The organism is Dokdonella sp. GW821-FHT11D02 (assembly GCF_058808595.1).
The window spans coordinates 4,361,616-4,381,099 of sequence record NZ_CM179520.1; the positions used below are offsets into that span (position 1 = coordinate 4,361,616).

The 19,484-nt window shown below is 68.4% G+C and carries 14 protein-coding genes; 8 read left to right on the plus strand and 6 right to left on the minus strand.

Annotated elements, in window-relative coordinates; translation table 11 throughout:
- Positions 1-37: 37 nt before the first annotated feature.
- On the minus strand, positions 38-1,465 hold the full coding sequence (pdxR, locus tag AC3QL3_RS18460; protein WP_492895573.1) for a MocR-like pyridoxine biosynthesis transcription factor PdxR: 1,428 nt from the start codon (positions 1,463-1,465) through the stop codon (positions 38-40).
- Between the two features lie 80 nt (positions 1,466-1,545).
- Here pdxR and AC3QL3_RS18465 point away from each other — a divergent pair, with 80 nt between their 5' ends.
- From AC3QL3_RS18465 to AC3QL3_RS18495, 7 genes are all read left to right on the plus strand, one after another.
- Positions 1,546-2,172, plus strand: a complete 627-nt coding sequence (locus tag AC3QL3_RS18465; RefSeq protein ID WP_492895574.1) for a hypothetical protein — start codon at positions 1,546-1,548, stop codon at positions 2,170-2,172.
- A gap of 222 nt (positions 2,173-2,394) precedes the next feature.
- Positions 2,395-4,638, plus strand: a complete 2,244-nt coding sequence (locus AC3QL3_RS18470) for a TonB-dependent receptor (RefSeq protein ID WP_492895575.1) — start codon at positions 2,395-2,397, stop codon at positions 4,636-4,638.
- Positions 4,638-6,014 carry a PepSY-associated TM helix domain-containing protein gene (locus AC3QL3_RS18475; RefSeq protein WP_492895577.1) on the plus strand — a complete coding sequence of 459 codons (1,377 nt, stop codon included), beginning with the start codon at positions 4,638-4,640 and terminating at the stop codon, positions 6,012-6,014. The genes AC3QL3_RS18470 and AC3QL3_RS18475 overlap by 1 nt, the downstream gene beginning before the upstream one ends.
- A 105-nt stretch (positions 6,015-6,119) precedes the next feature.
- Positions 6,120-7,361 carry an ATP-binding protein gene (locus tag AC3QL3_RS18480; RefSeq protein WP_492895578.1) on the plus strand — a complete coding sequence of 414 codons (1,242 nt, stop codon included), beginning with the start codon at positions 6,120-6,122 and terminating at the stop codon, positions 7,359-7,361.
- Entirely contained in the window at positions 7,358-7,903 is a 546-nt protein-coding gene (locus AC3QL3_RS18485) for a response regulator transcription factor (protein ID WP_492895580.1), read from the plus strand. The genes AC3QL3_RS18480 and AC3QL3_RS18485 overlap by 4 nt, the downstream gene beginning before the upstream one ends.
- Positions 7,904-8,069: 166 nt before the next feature.
- A complete protein-coding gene (locus AC3QL3_RS18490; RefSeq protein WP_492895581.1) occupies positions 8,070-8,954 on the plus strand; it encodes an oxidoreductase in 885 nt (294 codons plus the stop codon).
- Entirely contained in the window at positions 8,951-9,961 is a 1,011-nt protein-coding gene (locus AC3QL3_RS18495) for an AraC family transcriptional regulator (protein WP_492895582.1), read from the plus strand. The genes AC3QL3_RS18490 and AC3QL3_RS18495 overlap by 4 nt, the downstream gene beginning before the upstream one ends.
- Positions 9,962-9,987: 26 nt before the next feature.
- Here AC3QL3_RS18495 and AC3QL3_RS18500 read toward each other — a convergent pair whose 3' ends face one another.
- The 5 genes from AC3QL3_RS18500 to groES all read right to left on the minus strand — a co-directional run bounded on the left by AC3QL3_RS18500 (position 9,988) and on the right by groES (position 16,587).
- Positions 9,988-11,568 carry a flavin monoamine oxidase family protein gene (locus tag AC3QL3_RS18500; protein WP_492895584.1) on the minus strand — a complete coding sequence of 527 codons (1,581 nt, stop codon included), beginning with the start codon at positions 11,566-11,568 and terminating at the stop codon, positions 9,988-9,990.
- A gap of 79 nt (positions 11,569-11,647) precedes the next feature.
- The gene (locus AC3QL3_RS18505; RefSeq protein ID WP_492895586.1) at positions 11,648-13,060 is read right to left on the minus strand and encodes a hypothetical protein; all 1,413 of its coding nucleotides are present in this window, start codon (positions 13,058-13,060) and stop codon (positions 11,648-11,650) included.
- Positions 13,061-13,198: 138 nt separating this feature from the next.
- On the minus strand, positions 13,199-14,323 hold the full coding sequence (locus tag AC3QL3_RS18510; RefSeq protein WP_492895587.1) for an agmatine deiminase family protein: 1,125 nt from the start codon (positions 14,321-14,323) through the stop codon (positions 13,199-13,201).
- 202 nt (positions 14,324-14,525) lie between these two features.
- The gene (gene groL, locus AC3QL3_RS18515; RefSeq protein WP_492895588.1) at positions 14,526-16,175 is read right to left on the minus strand and encodes a chaperonin GroEL; all 1,650 of its coding nucleotides are present in this window, start codon (positions 16,173-16,175) and stop codon (positions 14,526-14,528) included.
- 124 nt (positions 16,176-16,299) lie between these two features.
- Positions 16,300-16,587: a co-chaperone GroES gene (gene groES, locus AC3QL3_RS18520; protein WP_492895589.1), complete on the minus strand. Its 288-nt coding sequence runs from the start codon at positions 16,585-16,587 to the stop codon at positions 16,300-16,302.
- Between the two features lie 349 nt (positions 16,588-16,936).
- On the opposite strand from groES, the gene AC3QL3_RS18525 reads away from it, so the two are divergent.
- Positions 16,937-19,456: a M64 family metallopeptidase gene (locus tag AC3QL3_RS18525; RefSeq protein ID WP_492895590.1), complete on the plus strand. Its 2,520-nt coding sequence runs from the start codon at positions 16,937-16,939 to the stop codon at positions 19,454-19,456.
- Positions 19,457-19,484: the final 28 nt, after the last annotated feature.

The window sequence follows — 19,484 nt, forward strand, 5'->3', positions numbered from 1 at the left end:
CCTTGGCCGACCTCGGCGAGGCGTGCGAATCGCGGAACTAGACCGCTTCGCGCAGGACCTCGCCGAGCACGCGCGTCGCCGCCGACAGGCGCTGCGCGCTCGAACCGCCGAAGCCGAGCAGGAGTCCGCTGCGACGCTCGCCGCCTAGATAACAAGTCGACAGCGCGGTCGCGGTCAGACCGCGCTCGCGCAGGCGCCGCACGACGTCGACGTCGTCGAGCCCGTGCGCGAGCAGCACTGTCGCGTGCAGGCCCGCGTCAGTGTTGTACAGAGTGAGTCGATCGGCGCAATGGCGCGCGAGGCCGGCGAGCAAGGCGTCGCGCCGGCGCAGATAGACCCCGCGCATGCGGCGCAGATGCCGCACGAAATGACCCTCGCGCAGAAATTGCGCGAGCGCGAGTTGATACAGCGTCGGCGAAAACAAGTCGTGCGCCAGGCGCGCCTCGACGAAGCGCTGCCACAACGGTGTCGGCACCACCAGATAGCCGACGCGCAGGGCCGGAAACAGCACCTTGCTGAAAGTGCCGATGTAGATCACGCGACCGTTCGCATCCATGCCCTGCAGCGCGCCGAGCGGGCGGCTGACGTAGCGGTATTCGCTGTCGTAGTCGTCCTCGATCAGCCAGGCGTCGCGGCGCGCCGCCCAGTCGAGCAAGGCGAGCCGACGCGCCGCCGTCATCGACACGCCGAGCGGATACTGATGCGACGGCGTCACGTAGACCGCACGCACGCGGCCGCCGCGCCGGCGCAAGTGCGCGATGTCGAGCCCTTCCTCGTCGAGCGGCACCGGCACCAGCTGCGCACCGCTGGCGACCAGCGCCGCGCGCGCGCCGGCATAGCCCGGCTCTTCGACCACGACGCGATCGCCCACCCCCAACAGCACCGCAGCGACCAGACGCAAGGCCGCCTGCGAGCCCGGCACGATCAGGATCTGCTCGGCCTCGCAGCGCACGCCGCGCGCGCTGCGCAAGTGGTCGGCGACGGCGTCGCGCAGAACGGCGACGCCGGCCGGATCGCCGTACGCCATGTGCGCCAGCGGCAGTGCCTGCGCCTGCCGCGCGACCAGGCGCGCCCACGCCGCGTGCGGAAACTGATCAAGCGCCGGCAGGCTGGTGCGGAACGGCGCGAGGCCGCCGTGATCGTGCGCGCGCGGCGGAGCCGCCTTCTTCGCGCGCACGGCCGGCGCGGCCGCTGCGGCGCGCAGCAGATCGTCGGGCAGCGCCGCACTGACGAAGCTGCCCGATCCGTGACGGCCTTCGAGATAGCACTCGTGCACCAGCTGCTCGTAAGCGGCGAGCACCGGCAGGCGCGATACGCCGAGATCCGCGGCTAAGGCACGCGTCGACGGCAGCCGTTGGCGCGGGCGCAGGCGGCCTTCGAGTATCGCCTGGCGCAGGCCGTCGTAGATCTGCCGATGCAGCGGAACGGCCGAACGGCGCTCCAGCGGGAGATGCAAAGTGGTCATGCGTCTCCTTGCGGAAGTGGTGATGGCGACGATACCACTTCGATTCTAGATTGAGGTTCCCGATGTTGCGGAGCCGTCTCATGTCCGACCCGACCAACAGCCGTTCCGGCCTTTCCTTCATCAGCGAGACCCGCGCACATCGTCGTCTCGCATGCATTCTGGCGCTGCTCTGCGCCGCGGCTGCCGTCTTGCTGTTGCCGTCGGCGCAGGCGCGCGACGACGCGGCGGTGGGTTCCCAATCGGGCCAGCGCGATTTCGATTTCGAGTTCGGCCGCTGGAAAACGCAGCTGAAGGTGCTGCGCAATCCGCTCAGCGGCTCCACCACTTGGGTCGAGTACGAGGGCACTACCGTCGTCACTCGTGTGTGGGAAGGCCGCGCCAACCTGGTCGAACTCGAAGTCGCCGGCGCCGCCGGCCGTATCGAAGGCGCCAGCTGGCGTCTGTACAACCCGCAGACGAACCAATGGAGCCTCAACTTCTCCAACAGCCGCGCCGGCACCTTGACCCCGCCGGTCTACGGCGGTTTCGTCAACGGACGCGGCGAGTTCTACGGCCAGGATTTCCTCGACGGCCGCGCGATCCTCGTGCGTTTCGTGATCGCGCCGCAGACGCCGAACACGATCCGCTTCGAGCAGGCGTTCTCCGCCGACGGCGGCAAGAACTGGGAAGTCAATTGGCTCGCGACCGATACGCGCATCGCGCCCTGATGCGCCGCGTACGGGCGATGCGCTCGCGGCGCAGGCGCAGGCGCAGAGAGCGGGATACCAACGACGACCAACTCGTGGCAACCCCGAGGCGCTCGACGGGTACTTAGCCTCCAGCCAAGTGCGTCAGTCGGTCACTGTTGCGGACCCATCGGCCGATCGAGACTGCGCGGCTCGCGCCGCGCGCTTTTTGCACGCGGCGCCCTCGTCTCTACTGGGTTGCCGATGCCGCGTTTTCGTTCTCTCGCCGCCCTGCTGGCGCTATCCCCCCTGGCTGCGACCGCCGACGACTTGCCGCAGGTCGATCTCGAGCGCGTCGTCGTCACCGCGCCGAAGAAAGAGGCCAGCGCCATCGCGCCGGACACGCCGGGGCCGAGCTTCGGCATCGACGCCAACGCACTCGACGCATTCAACGTGGTCAACAGCGAAGACGCGCTGAAGTACGCGCCCAACCTCGCCGTGCGCCGCCGCTTCGTCGGCGACAACAATTCGATCGTGGCGGTGCGCGGCACCAGTTCGCGCCAGTCGGCACGCACCTTGGTGTACGCCGACGGCCTTTTGCTCAGCAATCTGCTCGGCTCGGATTTCGGCTTCGCGCCGCGCTGGTCGGCGGTCGCGCCGGCCGAAATCGATCGTGTCGACGTGCTGTACGGACCGTATTCGGCCGCGCTGCCGGGCAACTCGCTCGGCGCCACCGTGCTGATCCGCACGCGCATGCCCGAGCGCTTCGAGGCCAATGCGAATGTGCAGTGGCTGCGGCAGGAGTTCGACTTGTTCCGCACGCACGGCGACTACGACGGCACGCGCGAAAGCGCCTACATCGGCAACCGCAGCGGCGCCTGGTCGTATCTGCTGAGCCTCGACCACCTCAAAAACAAAGGCCAGCCGCTGAGTTTCTACACGGTCGCGCAATCGACCACGCCGGCCGGCGCGGGCGATGTCGCGGTCGGCGGCGCCGCGCCGTACGTCGATCAATTCGGTCGCCGCGGCTACGCCTTCGGCATCAACAGCGAAGGCGAGACCGAGATCGACAACACCCAAGTCAAGCTCAAGCTCGCCTACGATTTCGCACCGGCGACGCGGTTGGCGCTGACCGTGGTCGACTGGCGCCAGGATTCGGACAATCGCACCGGCAGTTACTTGCGCGACGCCGACGGCCGCGTCGTCAATAGCGGCAGCGTCGCGATCGACGGCTGGCGCTACGTGCTGCCGGCGAACGCGTTCGCACCCGGCGACGGCGAAGCCGAGCGCCGTCTGTACGGCCTCTCGTTCGACTCGGCGCTCGGCAGCGACTGGAACCTCGCCGCGACCGCCTCGCTGTTCGACGTCGCGCGCGACATCGCGGCGACCTCATCCGGCGCCGGTGCGGGTCAAGTCAGCTACGGCGACGGCAGCGGCTGGCGCACGTTCGACCTGCGCCTCGACCGCCGCAGCGACTCGCCGCACGCGCTCGCGTTCGGCTACCACTACGACCGCTATATCCAAGACAGCCGCACCTTCGACGCCAGCGACTGGCGCGCGCGCAGCTTGAGCACGTTCAACAACGCGTTCGCCGGCAAGACGCAGACAAAGGCGCTGTTCGCACAGGACGCCTGGCGTTTCGCGCCGCAATGGACCCTGATCGCCGGGTTGCGCTACGAGCGCTGGCGCGCGTTCGACGGCGTGCGCGCGCAAGGCGCGACGCGGCTCGACTACGCCGCGCGCTCGAATGCGTACTGGTCGCCCAAGCTCGCGCTCGAACGCGAGCTGGGCGATGGCTGGAGCGCGCGCCTCTCGTTCGGACGCGCGGTGCGCCTGCCGACCGTGGGCGAGTTGTTCCAAGGCCGCATCACCGGCGGCGCGCTGGTCAACAACGATCCGAACTTGAAGCCCGAGCGCGCCTCGTCCAAGGATCTGACCATCGAACGCACGCTGGAAGCGGGCACGCTGCGCTTCTCGCTCTACCAAGACGACGTGCGCGACGCGTTGTTCAGCCAGACCAATACCACCGTGTTCCCGACCGTGACCAACATCCAGAACGTCGATCGCGTGCGCACGCGCGGACAGGAGATCGCGTGGGAGTCGCGCGAGGTGCTCGCCGGCCTCGATCTCGGTCTCAGCGCCGCGCACAACGACGCGCGCACGGTCGCCAACGCGAACAATCCGGTCAGCGTCGGCAAGCGCTTCTACCGCATCCCCGAATGGCGCGCGGACGCGGTCGGCACCTACCGCTTCGATCCGCGCGTGGCGCTGACCCTGGCGGCGCGCTACTCGGGCCGGCAGTACAACACGCTCGACAATTCCGACGTGCACCCGGCCACGTTCGGCGGCACCAGCTCTTATTTCGTCGTCGACGCCAAGCTGAAACTGCGCTTGAGCGCGCAAGCCGAACTCGGCTTCGGCGTCGACAACGCGACCGATCGGCGCTACTACGTGTTCCACCCCTACCCCGGGCGCACCTACTACGCCGAAGGCAAGGTGTCCTACTGATGGCGGCAGTCGCGGCCCCGATCGAGCGCGTGCGCGGACTCGACTACCGCACGGTGTGGCGTTGGCATTTCTACGCCGGCCTGTTCTGCATCCCGTTCGTGCTGTGGCTGGCCGCGACCGGCTCGATCTATCTGTTCAAGCCGCAGATCGAGGCTTGGCTCGATCGTCCCTACGATCACCTCGCGATCGGCGGCGCGCGTGCGTCGCCGCAGGCGATCGTCGCGGCCGCGCTGGCGGCGGTGCCGGGCTCGGCGCTGAACGCGTACGAGCTGCCGACCTCGAACGAGTCCGCCGTGCGCGTGCTGGTCGGCAGCGGCGAGCGGCTGCTGCGCGTCTACGTGCATCCGCAGACCTTGGCGATCTTGAAGACGATCGACGAAGACCAGCGGCCGATGCGCCTGATCTTCCGCCTGCACGGCGAATTGATGCTCGGTGACTATGGCTCGATGATCGTCGAGCTGGCCGCGTCGTGGGCGATCCTGATGCTGCTGAGCGGATTGTGGCTGTGGTGGCCGCGCGACGGCGCCGGCGCGGCCGGCGTGCTGTATCCGCGTCTGTCGCTCGGCGGACGCCGCTTCTGGCGCGACCTGCATGCGGTGATCGGCGTGTGGGTGTCGCTGTTCGCGTTGTTCCTGCTGTTCTCCGGCTTGCCGTGGGCGAAGTCCTGGGGCGGCCTGCTGAAAGAAGTCCGCAGCATCGGCAGCGCCGTCGCGGTGCGGCAGGATTGGAGTACCGGCCGCAGCGGCGAATTGGCCGAGCGGCGCGCGCGCAACGAGACCGCCGGCGGCGAGCACGCCGGCCATCGCATGCACACCGACGCGGCGGCGCCGCGCGACTACGCCGCGCTCGACCGTCTGGTGCCGATCGTCGCTGCCGAACGACTGGCCGCACCGGTGCTGATCGCGCCGCCCTCGCGCGCGCAGGCGGCGTGGACCGCCCGCTCGGACACGCAGAACCGACCGCAGCGCGCGAATCTGAGCTTGGACGGCGCCAGCGGCGCCGTGCTCGAACGCAAGGACTTCAGCCAGCGCGCGCTGATCGATCGCATCGTCGGCGTCGGCGTGGCGGCGCACGAAGGCCAGCTGTTCGGCTGGCCGAACCAGGCGCTCGGCGCGTTCACCGCGCTCGGTTTGATGGCGGTGTCGCTCAGTGCCATCGTGATGTGGTGGCAGCGCCGCCGCGCCGGCGTGCTCGGTGCGCCGCCGGCGCTGGCCGCGCGGCGCTTGTCGTGGCCGTTCCTCGGCTTGGTCGCCATGTTCGCCGTGCTGCTGCCCTTGTTCGGTGCCACGCTGCTGGCGGTGCTCGCGCTGGAACGCTGCGTGCTGCGGCGCTCGGCGCGGGCCGCGCACTTTCTTGGTTTGCGTGCGGCGGCGTGAGCGCGTGATGGCGTGCAAACAGCGGCTCGTCGTTCGCGCGTTGCTGAGAATGACGAGGCGAGAAAGCACAGCAGCGCGGACGCCGGCGGTACGATTCGCCTCGCCATGACCGATCCCTCACCCAGCCTGTTGCGCAATCTGGTCGTGCTGCGCTGGCTCGCGGTCGCCGGTCAGGCGGTCACGATCGTCCTCGCCGTGAACCTGCTCGGCATTCCGCTGCGCGCCGCGCCGCTGTGGGGCGGCGTCGCCGCGCTGGCCGCGTTCAATCTGTGGGCCGGCTGGCGCGCGCGCCACGCCGCGCGCGTGAGCGCCGGCGAGGCGGTCGCGCAGGTCGCCGTCGACGTGATCGTGCTGGCCTGGCAGATCGGCTGGAGCGGCGGCGCGATGAATCCGTTCGCGCCCTTGTTCCTCTTGCCGATCGCCTTGCTCGCGGTCGCGTTGCCGACGCGCTGGGTGGTGCTGACAGCGGCGCTGTGCTGCCTCGGCTACGCGGCTTCGGCCCTGCTCGGACCGCCGTTGCCGCACGTGCACGGCACGCTGGCCGACCCGTTCAACCTGCATCTGGCCGGCATGGCGGTGACGTTCGCGATCTCGGCCCTGGTGGTGACCTTCTTCCTGACGCGCCTGGCGCAGGCGCTGCGCGAGCGCGAACGCGAACTGGCGCGGCTGCGCGAGCAGTTCGCGCGCAACGAAGGCATCCTCGCCTTGGCCACGCACGCCGCTGCGGTCGCGCACGAACTCAACACGCCGCTGGCGACCCTGACCTTGATGCTCGAAGACCGCCTCGATGAGACCGCGCCCGGCAGCGATCGCGCCGAACTGGAGACCATGGCGGCGCTGATCGACGCCTGCCGCGACCGCGTGCGCGAACTGGCGGCGCCGGCCGATCGCGCCAACGTCGATGCGCGTCCGCTCGCCGAGGCGCTCGAAGCGGTGGTCGAACGCTGGCGCTTGCTGCGGCCGGGGATCGAACTCGAACGCGACGACGATCTGGCGCGCGCGCCGGAGTGGCCGCTGGCGCCCGGCATCGGCCACTTGCTGACGGCCTTGCTCAACAACGCCGCCGATGCCAGCGAAGCAGCCGGCGAGCGGCGTGTCGCGCTGCAACTGGTCAGCGACGGCCGCGCGCTGAGCGGCTCGGTGCGCGACTACGGCGCCGGTGTCGCCGCCGAAGCGGCGAACGGCGCGCTGTTCCACAGCACCAAGCCGGACGGCCTCGGCGTCGGCCTCGCGTTGTCGCATGCGACGGTCGAGCGCCTCGGCGGCGAGCTGTCGCTGCAGGCGGCGCCGGGGCGCGGCACGCGCGTCGCGTTCCGCCTGCCGTTGCAGGCCGAGGCCGCCTCGTGAACGGTGTTCTGGTCGACGACGACGTGCTGTACGCGCAGACCTTGCAGCGCTCGCTCGCGCGCCGCGGCGTCGAACTGCGCATCGCGCACGACGGTGCGGCCGCGCTCGCGCGGGTACGCGAGCAGCGGCCCGACTTCGTCCTGCTCGATCTCAAGCTCGGGCGCGAATCGGGGCTGGCCTTGATCGAACCCTTGCGCGAACTCGACGCCGACCTGCGCATCGTGCTGATGACCGGCTACGCCAGCGTCGCCACCGCGGTGGAGGCGATCAAGCGCGGCGCCGACGACTACCTGGCCAAACCGGTCACCGCCGAGGCGCTGCTGCGCCTGCTGCGCGGCGAGGCGCCGGACGCGCAGGCGGAGCCGACGATGACGCCGCTGGCGCGGCTGGAGTGGGAACACATCCAGCAGGCCTTGCAGGAAACCGGCGGCAACATCGCCGCGGCCGCGCGCCTGCTCGGCATGCATCGGCGCTCGCTGCAACGCAAGCTCGGCAAGCGGCCGGGGCCGGAGCGGCGCGCGCCGGAGGCCTTGGGCGACTGAGATTTCCCGCGGCGAAGTACCCGTCTTGCCGCAATTTTCGCTGCGACCCGAGCCGGCGTCAGGTTTGGCGTCTTTGGATAATCAATTGGCGCGATCGGATTGTCTGAGCCGTCCTCACGCTCTCTATAGTCCGCCTCGACGAAACTCCCGCACGAGGGAAATGGATATGTCCAAGGTCTGGTTGATCACTGGCAGCTCGCGCGGCTTCGGCCGCAGTCTGGCCGAAGCGGTGCTGGCGAGCGGCGATCGTCTGGTCGCCACCGCGCGCGATCCCGCGCAGCTGGCCGATCTGGTCGCGCGCTACGGCGAGCGGGTGCGCGCCGTCGCGCTCGACGTCACCGACGAAGCCGCCATCTACGCGGCGCTGAATGCGACGCTGGCCGCGTTCGGCCGGCTCGACGTCGTCGTCAACAACGCCGGCTACGGCAATGTCTGCTCGATCGAGGACATCGCCGAGGCGGACTTCCGCGCGCAGTTCGAAACGAACTTCTTCGGCCTCGCCAACGTGACCCGCGCGGCCTTGCCGATCCTGCGCGAGCAGGGCACGGGGCATTTCATCCAGTTTTCCTCGGTCGGCGGCCGGCGCGGCTCGCCCGGACTGGCGGCGTATCAGTCGGCCAAGTTCGCGGTGGAAGGCTTTTCCGAAGTGCTCTCCAAGGAGATCGCGCCTCTGGGTCTGAAGGTCACCATCGTCGAGCCGGGCGGCTTCCGCACCGACTGGGCCGGCGCTTCGATGAAGATCGCGCCGATCTCGCCCGACTATCGCGCGACCGTCGGCGCCACGGCGGACCGCCTGACCCAGTACGACGGCAAGCAGAACGGCGATCCGGACAAGGCCGCGCAGGTGATCCTGCAGGTCGCGCAGATGGCGCAGCCGCCGCTGCGTCTCTTGCTCGGCAGCGACGCCGTCGCGTTGGCGCAGCAGCAAAGCGCCTGGCAAGCGGCCGAAGACGCGAAGTGGCGCGCGCTGAGTTTGTCGACCGACTTCAGCGTGCCGCCGCGGCCCCAGCTCGCTCTCGTCGGTGCCGCCGCCGGAGGTTCGCTGCGATGAGTGCCGACCTGATCCCGCTCGGCAAGGTCACGCGTACGCGCCTGCTCGAACTCGGCATCGACGAAGCGCGCGTGCTGCAACTCGCCGGCTTGTCGCCGACGCTGTTCGCCACGCGCCAGCCGCGCCTGAGCACACGCCAGTTCTTCGCCTTCTGGCAGGCCTTGGGCGAGGCCAGCGAGGATGCGCTGTTCGGTCTGCGGCTGGGCGATCAGCTGGCGATCGAGCACTACGATCCGGCCTCGATCGCAGCATTGCACTCGGCCAACTTCTTCGACGCGATGCGCAAGGTCGCGCGCTACAAGCGGCTGTCGTGCCCGGAGGAAATCACCATCGAGATGGCCGGCGACGCCGCGATCGTGCACTACCGCTGGACCGCGGCGGAGAACCACGCGCCGGCGGTGCTGACCGATGCGATGTTCGCCTCCTCGCTGCGCCTGGTACGGCAAGGCAGCGGCGATGCGACGATCGTGCCGCGGCGCGTCGAGTTCACGCGGCGCGCGCCGGCAGAGCCGATCGCGGCAGGTCTGGCTCGCTATTTCGGCTGTCCCTTGCGCTTCGATGCGCCGCAGGATTTGTTGGTCTGGGACGCGGCGACCATGCAGGTCGATTTCGTCACCTACAACGAGGACACGCTCGCGATGTTGCTGCCGGGACTCGAGGCGGCCTTGCGCGAGCACGACGCGGCGCCTTCGCTGACGCATCAGGTCTGCGCCATCTTGGGTCGCAGCATGCGCGGCCAGCGGCCGAACGTCGAAGCGGTCGCCGCGCAGCTGCACGTCAGTCCGCGCACGCTGCAGCGGCGCCTGGCCGATGAGGGCACCAGCTACCAGCAGGAACTCGACCGCGTGCGCCAGCGCGCCGCGCGGCACCTGTTGACCGCGACCGACATGGAAGCCGGCGAGATCGCGTTTTTTCTCGGCTTCGAGGAATTGAACTCGTTCACGCGCGCGTTTCATCAATGGGAAGGCACCACGCCGAACCGTTGGCGCGACGTGGCCAGGCACTGACACCGGCGCTCGGGGCGAGTCGAACCTCAGGCCGCCACCGCGGCCGCAGGACTGAGAATCGCCTGCGCCACGGCTTCGCCGCTTTCGACGCCGCCTTCCATGAAGCCCTGGTTCTCGAACGCGCAGTGCTCGCCGGCGAAATGCAGATTACCGACGCGCTCGCCGATCGCGCCGCGCAAGCCGGTCCACTGGCCGGGGTGGAAGCAAGCGTAGCTGCCGAGCGACCAGACGAAGCGCGGCCATGGCATGCGCGCCTCACGTGCGCCGACGCGCGCTGCGGCGATGCCGGGAAAGATCGCGTCGAGCTGGCCGGCGGCCGCATCGGCAAGCGGCTTGAGCGGGCTGTTGCTGATCTCCAGACCGTGCCGGCCGCCGGTGAAATTGGTCAGGATGCCGGCCGTGCCGGCCTGCATGCGGCTGGTTTCCCACGTCGTCTGCAGCGGCAGATCGCTGTAGGTGCTGCCGCCGCTGGCGTGACGCGTGCGCCAGACGCGCTCGTTGAAGCCGATCATCAGCTTGGTGTTGGTGCCGTAACCGAGCTCGGCGATCGCGCGGCGCTTGACCTGCGGCAGCTCCAAGTCGAGGCGCACCTGGCGCAGCAGAGTGAACGGCAAGGCCAGCACGACGCGGCGTGCGCGCACATCGAATGAGGCCGCGCCGCGGCGGAAGCTCAGCACGTAGCGGCCGTCGGCCGAGCGGTGCAGCGCTTCGAGTGCGCTGCCAGTGACGATCGCATCGTCGAGCTTGGCGCCGAGCCGTTCGGGAATCTGCTCGTTGCCGCCGCGCACGTGGAAGCGCTCGTCGCTGTCGCCGAATACGCGGAAGCGCTCGGTGCTCGGATCGATGAAAGTCAGGAAGTTCAGCGCCGACTGTTCCTCGCAATCGAGGCCCATCTCGGTGGTGAAAGCGACCTCGATCAGCCGGCGCAGCCAGCCGGAAGCGCCGTTGCGATCGAGCCACTGGCTGATCGACATCGCATCGAGCGCTTCGGCGCTGCCGGGTGCTGCATAGGTGATCTCGGCGTCGGGCAGCGTTTCGGCGTCGCGCCGGATCGCCGCGGCGAGCGGTGCGAATTCGCGCAGGATCTCGCTCTCTTCGTAGCGGCGGCCGCCGCAGAACCAGATGTCGCCGTAGGCGGCGGTCGGATCGGCGGCGAGATCGTCGAGCGTGAGATCGAACTCGGCCGCGAGCGCGCGCATGCGCGCGTGGCCGCTGTCGATCAGCTCGCCGCCGAGTTCGCACACTTGCTTGTCGGCGAAATGGTGACGCAGGCTCCAGATGCGGCCGCCGACGCGCTCCTGCGCCTCGTACAGGCGCACGCCGATGCCGGCCTGCCGCAGCCGATGCGCGCACACCAGGCCGGCGATGCCGGCGCCGACGATGACCACGTCGTCACCGCGCGCGCGCTGCGGCAACGGCGCGCAGGCGGCCAAGACGAGACCCGCCGAAACGCCGGCGGATTGGCGCAGGAAGCGGCGCCGCGCCGCATCGACGCGGCGCTCGCGTTCGCGTGCGATCGCCTCGTTCAGCGGCTGGCCGGACACGCGCGCGTGTTCGGCCAGCCGCGCCGCACGCCGCAACAGATCGACCAGTGCCGTCCTCGCCATCGTTCTCCCCCCGTTTCGCCGCCGTGGCTCTGAGGGTAGAACGAGATTTCGCGCGATTTCGAGACAGCGACTGCGGTGCTCAGTCGAAGCCGTCGGCGAAGACGCGGTCCGTCGCGCCCTCGAGCAGGCGCAGCACACCGAGTTCGCCGAGCGGCTCGGTGGCGTCGGGCGATGGGCTGCGTTGCGTGCGGCCGGCGACGAGCAGGCGACCGTCGGGCTGCTGCGCGAGACAGCCGGCCTGACTGCCCGGACCGCTCGGCGCGAGATCGGCGGCGAGCACGCCGGCGGCGGCGAAATCCGTATCCAGGCGGCCGTCGGCGCCGGCGCGCAGCACGAGGAAGCTTTGCTTGGTCTGCTCGGCGAAGTAACTCAGCGACACCACCGCTTTGCCGTCGGCCTGCAGCAGCAGCGCGGTCGCGTCGACGCCGAACGCGTCGGCCAGGATCGGCGGCAACAGATAGCCCGGCGTGGCCGGATCGCCGAAGCTCGTGTCGGTGCGACCGTCGGCCGTGAGGCGGCCGAGCGCGAACGCGCGCCGGCCGGCCGCGTTGGTGTACTGGCCGGCGAAGACGATGCCGCCGTCGGCGGCGAGCGCGAGGCGTTCGACGTTGTTGCCGGCCGAGGCCGCGCCGGCGTCGTGGAAGACGCGCCAGCCGCGGTCCGCGAACGTGGTGTCGAAACTGCCGTCGGCGGCCAGCCGCGCGATCGCGAAATCGGCATTCGGCCCGTCGGTGCTGTAGCGACCGCCGACGACGATGCGATCGTCGGCGTCGAGCGCGAGGTCGTTGAGATTGCCCGCATGGGTCGCGTCGTCCCAGTCGATCGTGCGAATGCCGGCGGTTCCGAAGCCCGCATCGAACGAACCGTCGGGCAGCAGGCGCACGACGGTGGCGATGGTGCGGTCGAAATCCTCGACATTGGTGGCGGCGACGACGATGCGGCCTTGGCTGTCGAGCGCGAGCGCATCGAATTCGGTGTACGCCAGCAGAGTCTTGCCCTGCGTGCCGAAGGAGGCATCGAGGCTGCCGTCGGCGTGCAGCTTCAGCACGAAGCCGGTGGCCGGCGCTTCCGCCACCGCCGTGCCGGCGACCAGGATCGAACCGTCGGCGAGGCGGCGCATCGATTGGATCGACTGGATGCGCGTGTCGGGCACCAGATCGGGCAGCACGACCACGCCGGCGATCGGGCCGCTGCCGAAACTGGTATCGACGCTGCCGTCGGCGTTCAGCCGCGCCAGCATCGCGCGCAGCTTGAGTTCCCACGGCAGCTCCGGATTGAACTGGCCGCGAAAGCCGCCGAGCAGCAGCTTGCCGTCGGGCAGCACGCTCATCGCGTACGGATAGAGAGTGCGCGCTTCGACGTCGTCGGGCGTGAGAAAGGCGCTGCCGCCGTCGCCGAAGCTGGGATCGGGCGTGCCGTCCGCGGCGTGGGACGACGCGGCCTGCACGGCAAGAAATACAAAGATCAACGCGAGGAAAAGAATTCGCGGCATCGGCGGGCTCCAGGATTCGGCGAGCCTTGCACCCTGCGCGGCGGCTTCTCCGAGCGCATTCGATTCGTGTTCGGATCGCATCAAACCGCATCTCAAACGGCGCTGCGAAGCCGTTTGAGATGCGGCGGCAACGTGCGATCAACTCGGTTGCTGCTGGGTCGTGCAATGGATGCCGCCGCCACCGGCGGCGATCGCATCGATGTTCAGCTGCACGATGTCGCGCCCTGGGAACAGCTCGGTCAAGAGGTCGCGGCTGCGGCGGTCCGCCTTGGCGTCGCCGAACTGCGGCGCGATCACGGCGCGGTTGCACACGTAGAAATTGATGTAGCCGGCGGCGAAGTCCGCGCTCTCGTACTGGGCGCGCACGCTGCGCGGACCTTCGAGCGTCAGCACTTTCAGCTTGCGTCCATCGGCATCGGTGGCCTTGCGCAGAATCTCCAGGTGACGCCGCGTGACGGCGTAGTCGAACGCGGCGGGATCGGATTCCAGCCCGGCGACGACTGCGCCGGGGCCGGCGAAGCGGGCGTAGAAGTCGGTGTGGCCGTCGGTGATGTCGCGGCCGGCGATGCCGGGTAGCCAAAGGATTTTTCGCAGCCCGAGCAGGCGGCGCAGCTCCGCTTCGCACTCGGCTTTGCCGAGGCCGGGATTGCGGTTGGGATTGAGGACGCAGCTTTCGGTGACGATGGCGGTGCCGGCGCCGTCCACTTCGATGCCGCCGCCTTCCATAACCAAGCGCGTCTGCAGCGCACGAGCGCGGCTTCGATCGGCGATGAAGCCGGCGACTTTCGCGTCATGCTCGTGCTCCTGCTTGCCGCCCCAGCCGTTGAAGTTGAAGTCCACCGCCGCGCGCTCGCCGGCCGGGCCTTTGACGAACACCGGCCCGGTGTCGCGCATCCACAAGTCGTCGATCGGCTGCACCACCAGCTCGACGGAACTGCCGCACAGACGCGCAGCGAGGTCGTAGTCCTCCTCGCGCACCAGCATCTTGACCGGCTCGTGCGCGGCGATCGCCTTGGCGATGGCGGCCAAGTTCTCGCGCGCGGCCGGCAGCAATTTGCGACCCCATACCTCCTCGTCGGGACCGAAGGCCATCCACGTGGCCGCGTGCGCGGCGCCTTCATCGGGCATCTGCCACATCGCGTTCTCCTGCCTCGGCGCGGGTTCGGCGCGACCGACGGCGCCGACGGCGAAGCTGCCGCCGGCCAGCAGCAGGGCGCGCTCGAGGAAATGGCGGCGGGTCATCGCATGGTGTTGCGCGGTCATGGGCTGCGCCTCTCGCTCGAATTCACGAGATGGTAGTCCCTTGCCTCGATGTTCAGCGCAAGATTTTTTGCCCGTTCACCGATGATTCTGCGCGCAAAAAAAAAGCCCCGCATCGCTGCGGGGCTTTTTGATGAAGCGTCGGAGCTTTCGCTCACTCCTCGCCCGGAAGCGGGAGAGGAGAAAAGCGCGGGCTTCGGATTTCTTAGAAATCCATACCGCCCATGCCGCCCATGCCGCCACCACCGCCACCGCCGTGGTTGTGCGCTTCTTCCTTCTTCGGCGCTTCGGCCACCATCGCCTCGGTCGTGATGACCAGGCCGGCGATCGACGCGGCGTTCTGCAGCGCGGTGCGCGTGACCTTGGTCGGGTCCAGGATGCCGAGCTCGACCATGTCGCCGTACTCGCCGGTCGCCGCGTTGTAGCCGAAGTTGCCCTTGCCGTCGGCGACCTTGTTCAGGATGACCGAAGCCTCTTCACCGGCATTGGTGACGATTTCGCGCAGCGGCGCTTCCATCGAGCGCTTGGCGATCTGGATGCCGTGGTTCTGGTCTTCGTTGTCGCCCTTGAGCTTGCCCAGGCCTGCCAGCGCGCGGATCAGCGCAACGCCACCGCCCGGCACCACGCCTTCCTCGACCGCCGCACGCGTCGCGTGCAGAGCGTCTTCGACGCGCGCCTTCTTTTCCTTCATTTCGACTTCGGTCGCGGCGCCGACCTTGATCACCGCCACGCCGCCGGCCAGCTTGGCCACGCGCTCTTGCAGCTTCTCGCGGTCGTAGTCGGAGGAGGTCTCCTCGATCTGCGCCTTGATCTGCTTGATGCGCGACTGGATCGCCGCGGCTTCACCGGCGCCGTCGATGAGGGTGGTGTTTTCCTTGGTGATCAGCACCTTCTTGGCGCGGCCGAGATCCTTCAGCGTGGCCTTTTCGAGCTGCAGGCCGACTTCCTCGGAGATGACCTGGCCGCCGGTCAGGATCGCCATGTCTTCCAACATCGCCTTGCGACGATCGCCGAAGCCCGGCGCCTTCACGGCCGCAACCTTGACGATGCCGCGGATCGTGTTGACGACCAGGGTCGCCAGCGCTTCGCCTTCGACTTCCTCGGCGACGATCAACAGCGGCTTGCCGGCCTTGGCCACGCCTTCGAGCACCGGCAGGAGTTCGCGCACGTTGGCGATCTTCTTGTCGTACAGGAGGACGTAGGGGTCATCCAGCTCGACCTGCTGGCTCTGCTGGTTGTTGATGAAGTACGGCGACAGGTAGCCGCGGTCGAACTGCATGCCCTCGACCGTGTCGAGCTGGTTTTCCAGGCCCGAGCCTTCCTCGACCGTGATGACGCCTTCCTTGCCGACCTTGTCCATCGCCTCGGCGATCAGCTTGCCGATTGCGTCGTCGCCGTTGGCCGAGATCGCGCCGACCTGGGCGATCGACTTGGAATCGGCCGACGGCTTGCTCAGCTTCTTCAGCTCTTCGACTGCCGCGATCACGGCCTTGTCGATGCCGCGCTTGAGGTCCATCGGGTTCATGCCGGCCGCAACGGCCTTGAGGCCTTCGCGGATCAGCGCCTGCGCGAGAACGGTGGCGGTGGTGGTGCCGTCACCGGCGACGTCGGAGGTCTTGGAAGCGACTTCCTTGACCATCTGCGCGCCCATGTTCTCGAACTTGTCGGCCAGTTCGATCTCCTTGGCGACGGACACGCCGTCCTTGGTGATCGTCGGCGCGCCGAAGCTCTTCTCGAGCACGACGTTGCGGCCCTTCGGGCCGAGCGTGGCCTTGACCGCGTTGGCGAGGGTGTTCACGCCGCGCAGGATGCGCGCGCGGGCGTCTTCGGAAAAACGGATCTCTTTAGCTGCCATGGGGAAACTCCAGAATTCGGGATTGGGGATTCGGAAAAGCGGGGAGCGGGGGTTGGGAGGAGGTGGGAATCGGAGCGCGTAGTGCTTCTACGAATCCCGAATCTCCAATCCCAAATCCCGGCTCTTACTCGATCACTGCAACGAGGTCTTCCTCGCGCATGACCAGGAGTTCCTCGCCGTCGACCTTGACCTCGGTGCCGGAGTACTTGCCGAACAGCACCTTGTCGCCCTTCTTCACGGCGAGCGGACGGACCTTGCCGTCTTCCAGGATCTTGCCGGTGCCGACGGCGACGACTTCGCCCTTGATCGGCTTTTCCGCCGCGGCGTCGGGAATGACGATGCCGCCGGCCGACTTGGTCTCGGCCTCCAGGCGCTTGATGATCACGCGGTCGTGCAACGGGCGAAGTGCCATGATGGGGAATTCCTCAACAGGTTGATGAAAAAGGGGTTTTTGAAAATTGTTAGCACTTGCTAGTGCTGAGTGCCAAGTTTAACGGCGAAGGACGCGTGAAGGAAGTCCGTCCCCGACTGGCGAGACAGATGAAGCTCCGCCCGGAGCCTTTCAAGAGCGATTCGCAAAACGGCCCGGCTCGTGCGCTCGAACGACGGTCGCAGGCGGAGTTTTCGATCCGTGAGTTCCGTTCGCGCGCCGGCCGATTCGGCGGCACGCTCACGCTGCAAATAATACGAAGTACTTCGTTGACCTCGACGGGCGCGGCATGCTCGAATCCTCGACAGGAAGAGGCCGTGAGGATTTGGAGATGACGCGTCGCATTGCACTCCTGTTGGCGGCGTTGCTGGCCGGAACAGCCCTCGCGAAAACGCCGAGCGGAGTGGTGTTGGACTTCCGCGCCGGCGCCGCCGTCGAACTGGTCGGCGTTTCCACCGCCGAGCAGGTCGATTCGCGGCCATTCCGTGACGGACCGACGTGGACCATCGCGCTCGAATCGCCGTCCGGCAATGCCTCTTGGACCAACCGCCTCCCTGTGCCGCGTGCCTTCCATGCCGACACTGAAGAGGATCTGCATTTTTCCCTGGTCGTGCCGCGCCCCGCGCCCGGATCGCATCTGGTGTTGCGCAGCGAGCGAGGCGACGTGCTGTGGACGCGCACGGTCGATGCGGGACTGATCGCGCAAGCCGATCGCGAGGGCGCGCACGTGCGGCGCGAACTGGCGGGCGCCTATGCGGCGACGGCGAAGCTCAGGCAATCGGTGTCGGCGCAGTCCGGTTATGCGCGCGCGCCGCGCACCGAAGTCGCCGATCCGCCCCGCCCGCCCGAGATCACGAACGCCCCTGTAACTCGCACGAAACCCGCCGCGCTGAAAGACGACGCCGAGCCGACCTTCGCGGTGAGCGGCCACGTCGACGTCGATCACCCCATCATCGTCCGCGCCTACGCCGCGGACGGCGGCCGCTTCGTGCTCTCGACGCAGCAAGATCCGAAGAGCGGGCTGTTCGAGATGCCGTTGCCGGCCGGCCGCTACGTGTTCGAAGCCGACGACAATCTGATGAACTTCGAACGCACACTGTTCTATCGCACGCCGATCCGAACCGGCGCGCTGCAGGTGTCCGCCGATACCACGCTTCCCGACATCGCCGTCGACCCCAGCAGCGGTGCCTTCGTGCTCTCCGCCGAACTGCCCTGCCCGCGCCAGCCGCCGCCGTTGGCGCATTTCACCGTCGTCGCGACGTCGGCGGACGGGGCACGCATCGAACGCCTGATCCCCGCCGCTAGCGCAACGCCGACCGATGCGGCCGGAAACTGCATCGCACAGTACCGCCTGCGCCTCAGCCCCGGCACCTATACGATCGAAGGGGCTCCGCTCGGCTGGAACAGCAAGCGTTACGCCGCGGTGCGCATCACGGCCGATGCCCAAGTCGAGCAGACCGAGATTTTTTCCGCCGCGGCGCGCAGCTTGGTCTGGCGCGGCCAACTCGTCTCCGAAACCGGCCAGCCGATCGCGGGCCGCTTGCATTGGCACGATGGAATGCTGCTCGGGGAAAAAACGCTGGAAACATCCACCGATGCAAACGGCAGGTTCGAAACGCCGTATCACAAAGGTTGGACCGCTCAGTTCTTCCCCGACGACCGCGCGGAGTACGACGCCAAAGCGAGCACGCGCGTGACCATCGGCGAGGAGCCGCCGCCGGCGACCGTGGTGCTGCCCGAGTTGGCGTTTCAGTCGCTCGACGAGGGCGGATTGCTGCGTCTGTACGGTGACGGCAATCGCAAGACGCGCTTCAACATCCTGATCGTCGGCGACGGCTACGCGGCAGCACACGAGTCCTATACCGACCTCAACGGCAACGGCCAGTGGGACGGTTTCGCTTGGCAGGACCTGGACCGGAACGGTGTCGTCAGCGACGGTGACTTCGTCACCGCGTACGGCTCGCCCACCCCCGCCGTATTGCCGAACGGGGCCAACCCGGCCGATTTCAGCGAGCCGTTCACCGATCTCAACGGCGACGGCGTGCTCAGCATCGACGATGGCGCGATCTTCCATCGTGGCGCGCGCGAATTCACGCGCGCCTTGCTCGGCGCCGACCTCTGGAACGAGCATCGCGACGCCTTCAACGTCTATGAATTGTTCGAGCCGTCCGAACAGGCCGGTTACAGCGTCATGGCGGAATCGGGCGAGCGGGTCATCGAACGCCGCACACGCTACGACACGGTGCTGCGGCTGAAGCGCTTCATCCTGGCCACCGATCGCGAAGAGCTCGAGCATCGCGCGCTTGCCGCCCTTCCGGAACTCGACCTCGTCGTGCTCCTGATCAACCGGCCGGTGATGGACATCGCCCGCGGCAATTCCTCCCTTACCCAGCCCGGCAGCATTCTGTGGACGGCGGGGGCCCAGACGGACTGGAGTTTCGAGACCGGCCCGGCGCACGAAATGGGGCACTTCGTCGGCGGCTTGTGCGACGAGTACACCGAATTCTTCGGCGTGCATCCGGAGGCCGGCAACCCGATCGCCTGGTGCGCGAATGTCGGCTTTGTGCCCGAATTCCTCGACCTGCCCTGGATGAGTTGGCTGGCGAACGATACGCGCATTCCGAGCCGCGACATGGTGCCGTCGTTGGGCGTCTACGAGGGCGCCGAGTACTACCCCGGCGGTGCCTTCCGGCCGAACTTCAACTCGATCATGCGCAACAACCGGCTGTCGCCGCTGTTCAACCCGCCTTCGCGCACGGCACTCGAGCGTGCGATCGCGCGGCGCACGAATCCGGCCGTGCCGCCGCGTTCACCGCGCCCGTTGCCGCCGTTGTTTCCGCGGCGCGACTAAAGCTATCTGCCATCCGCGGCGACCCGGC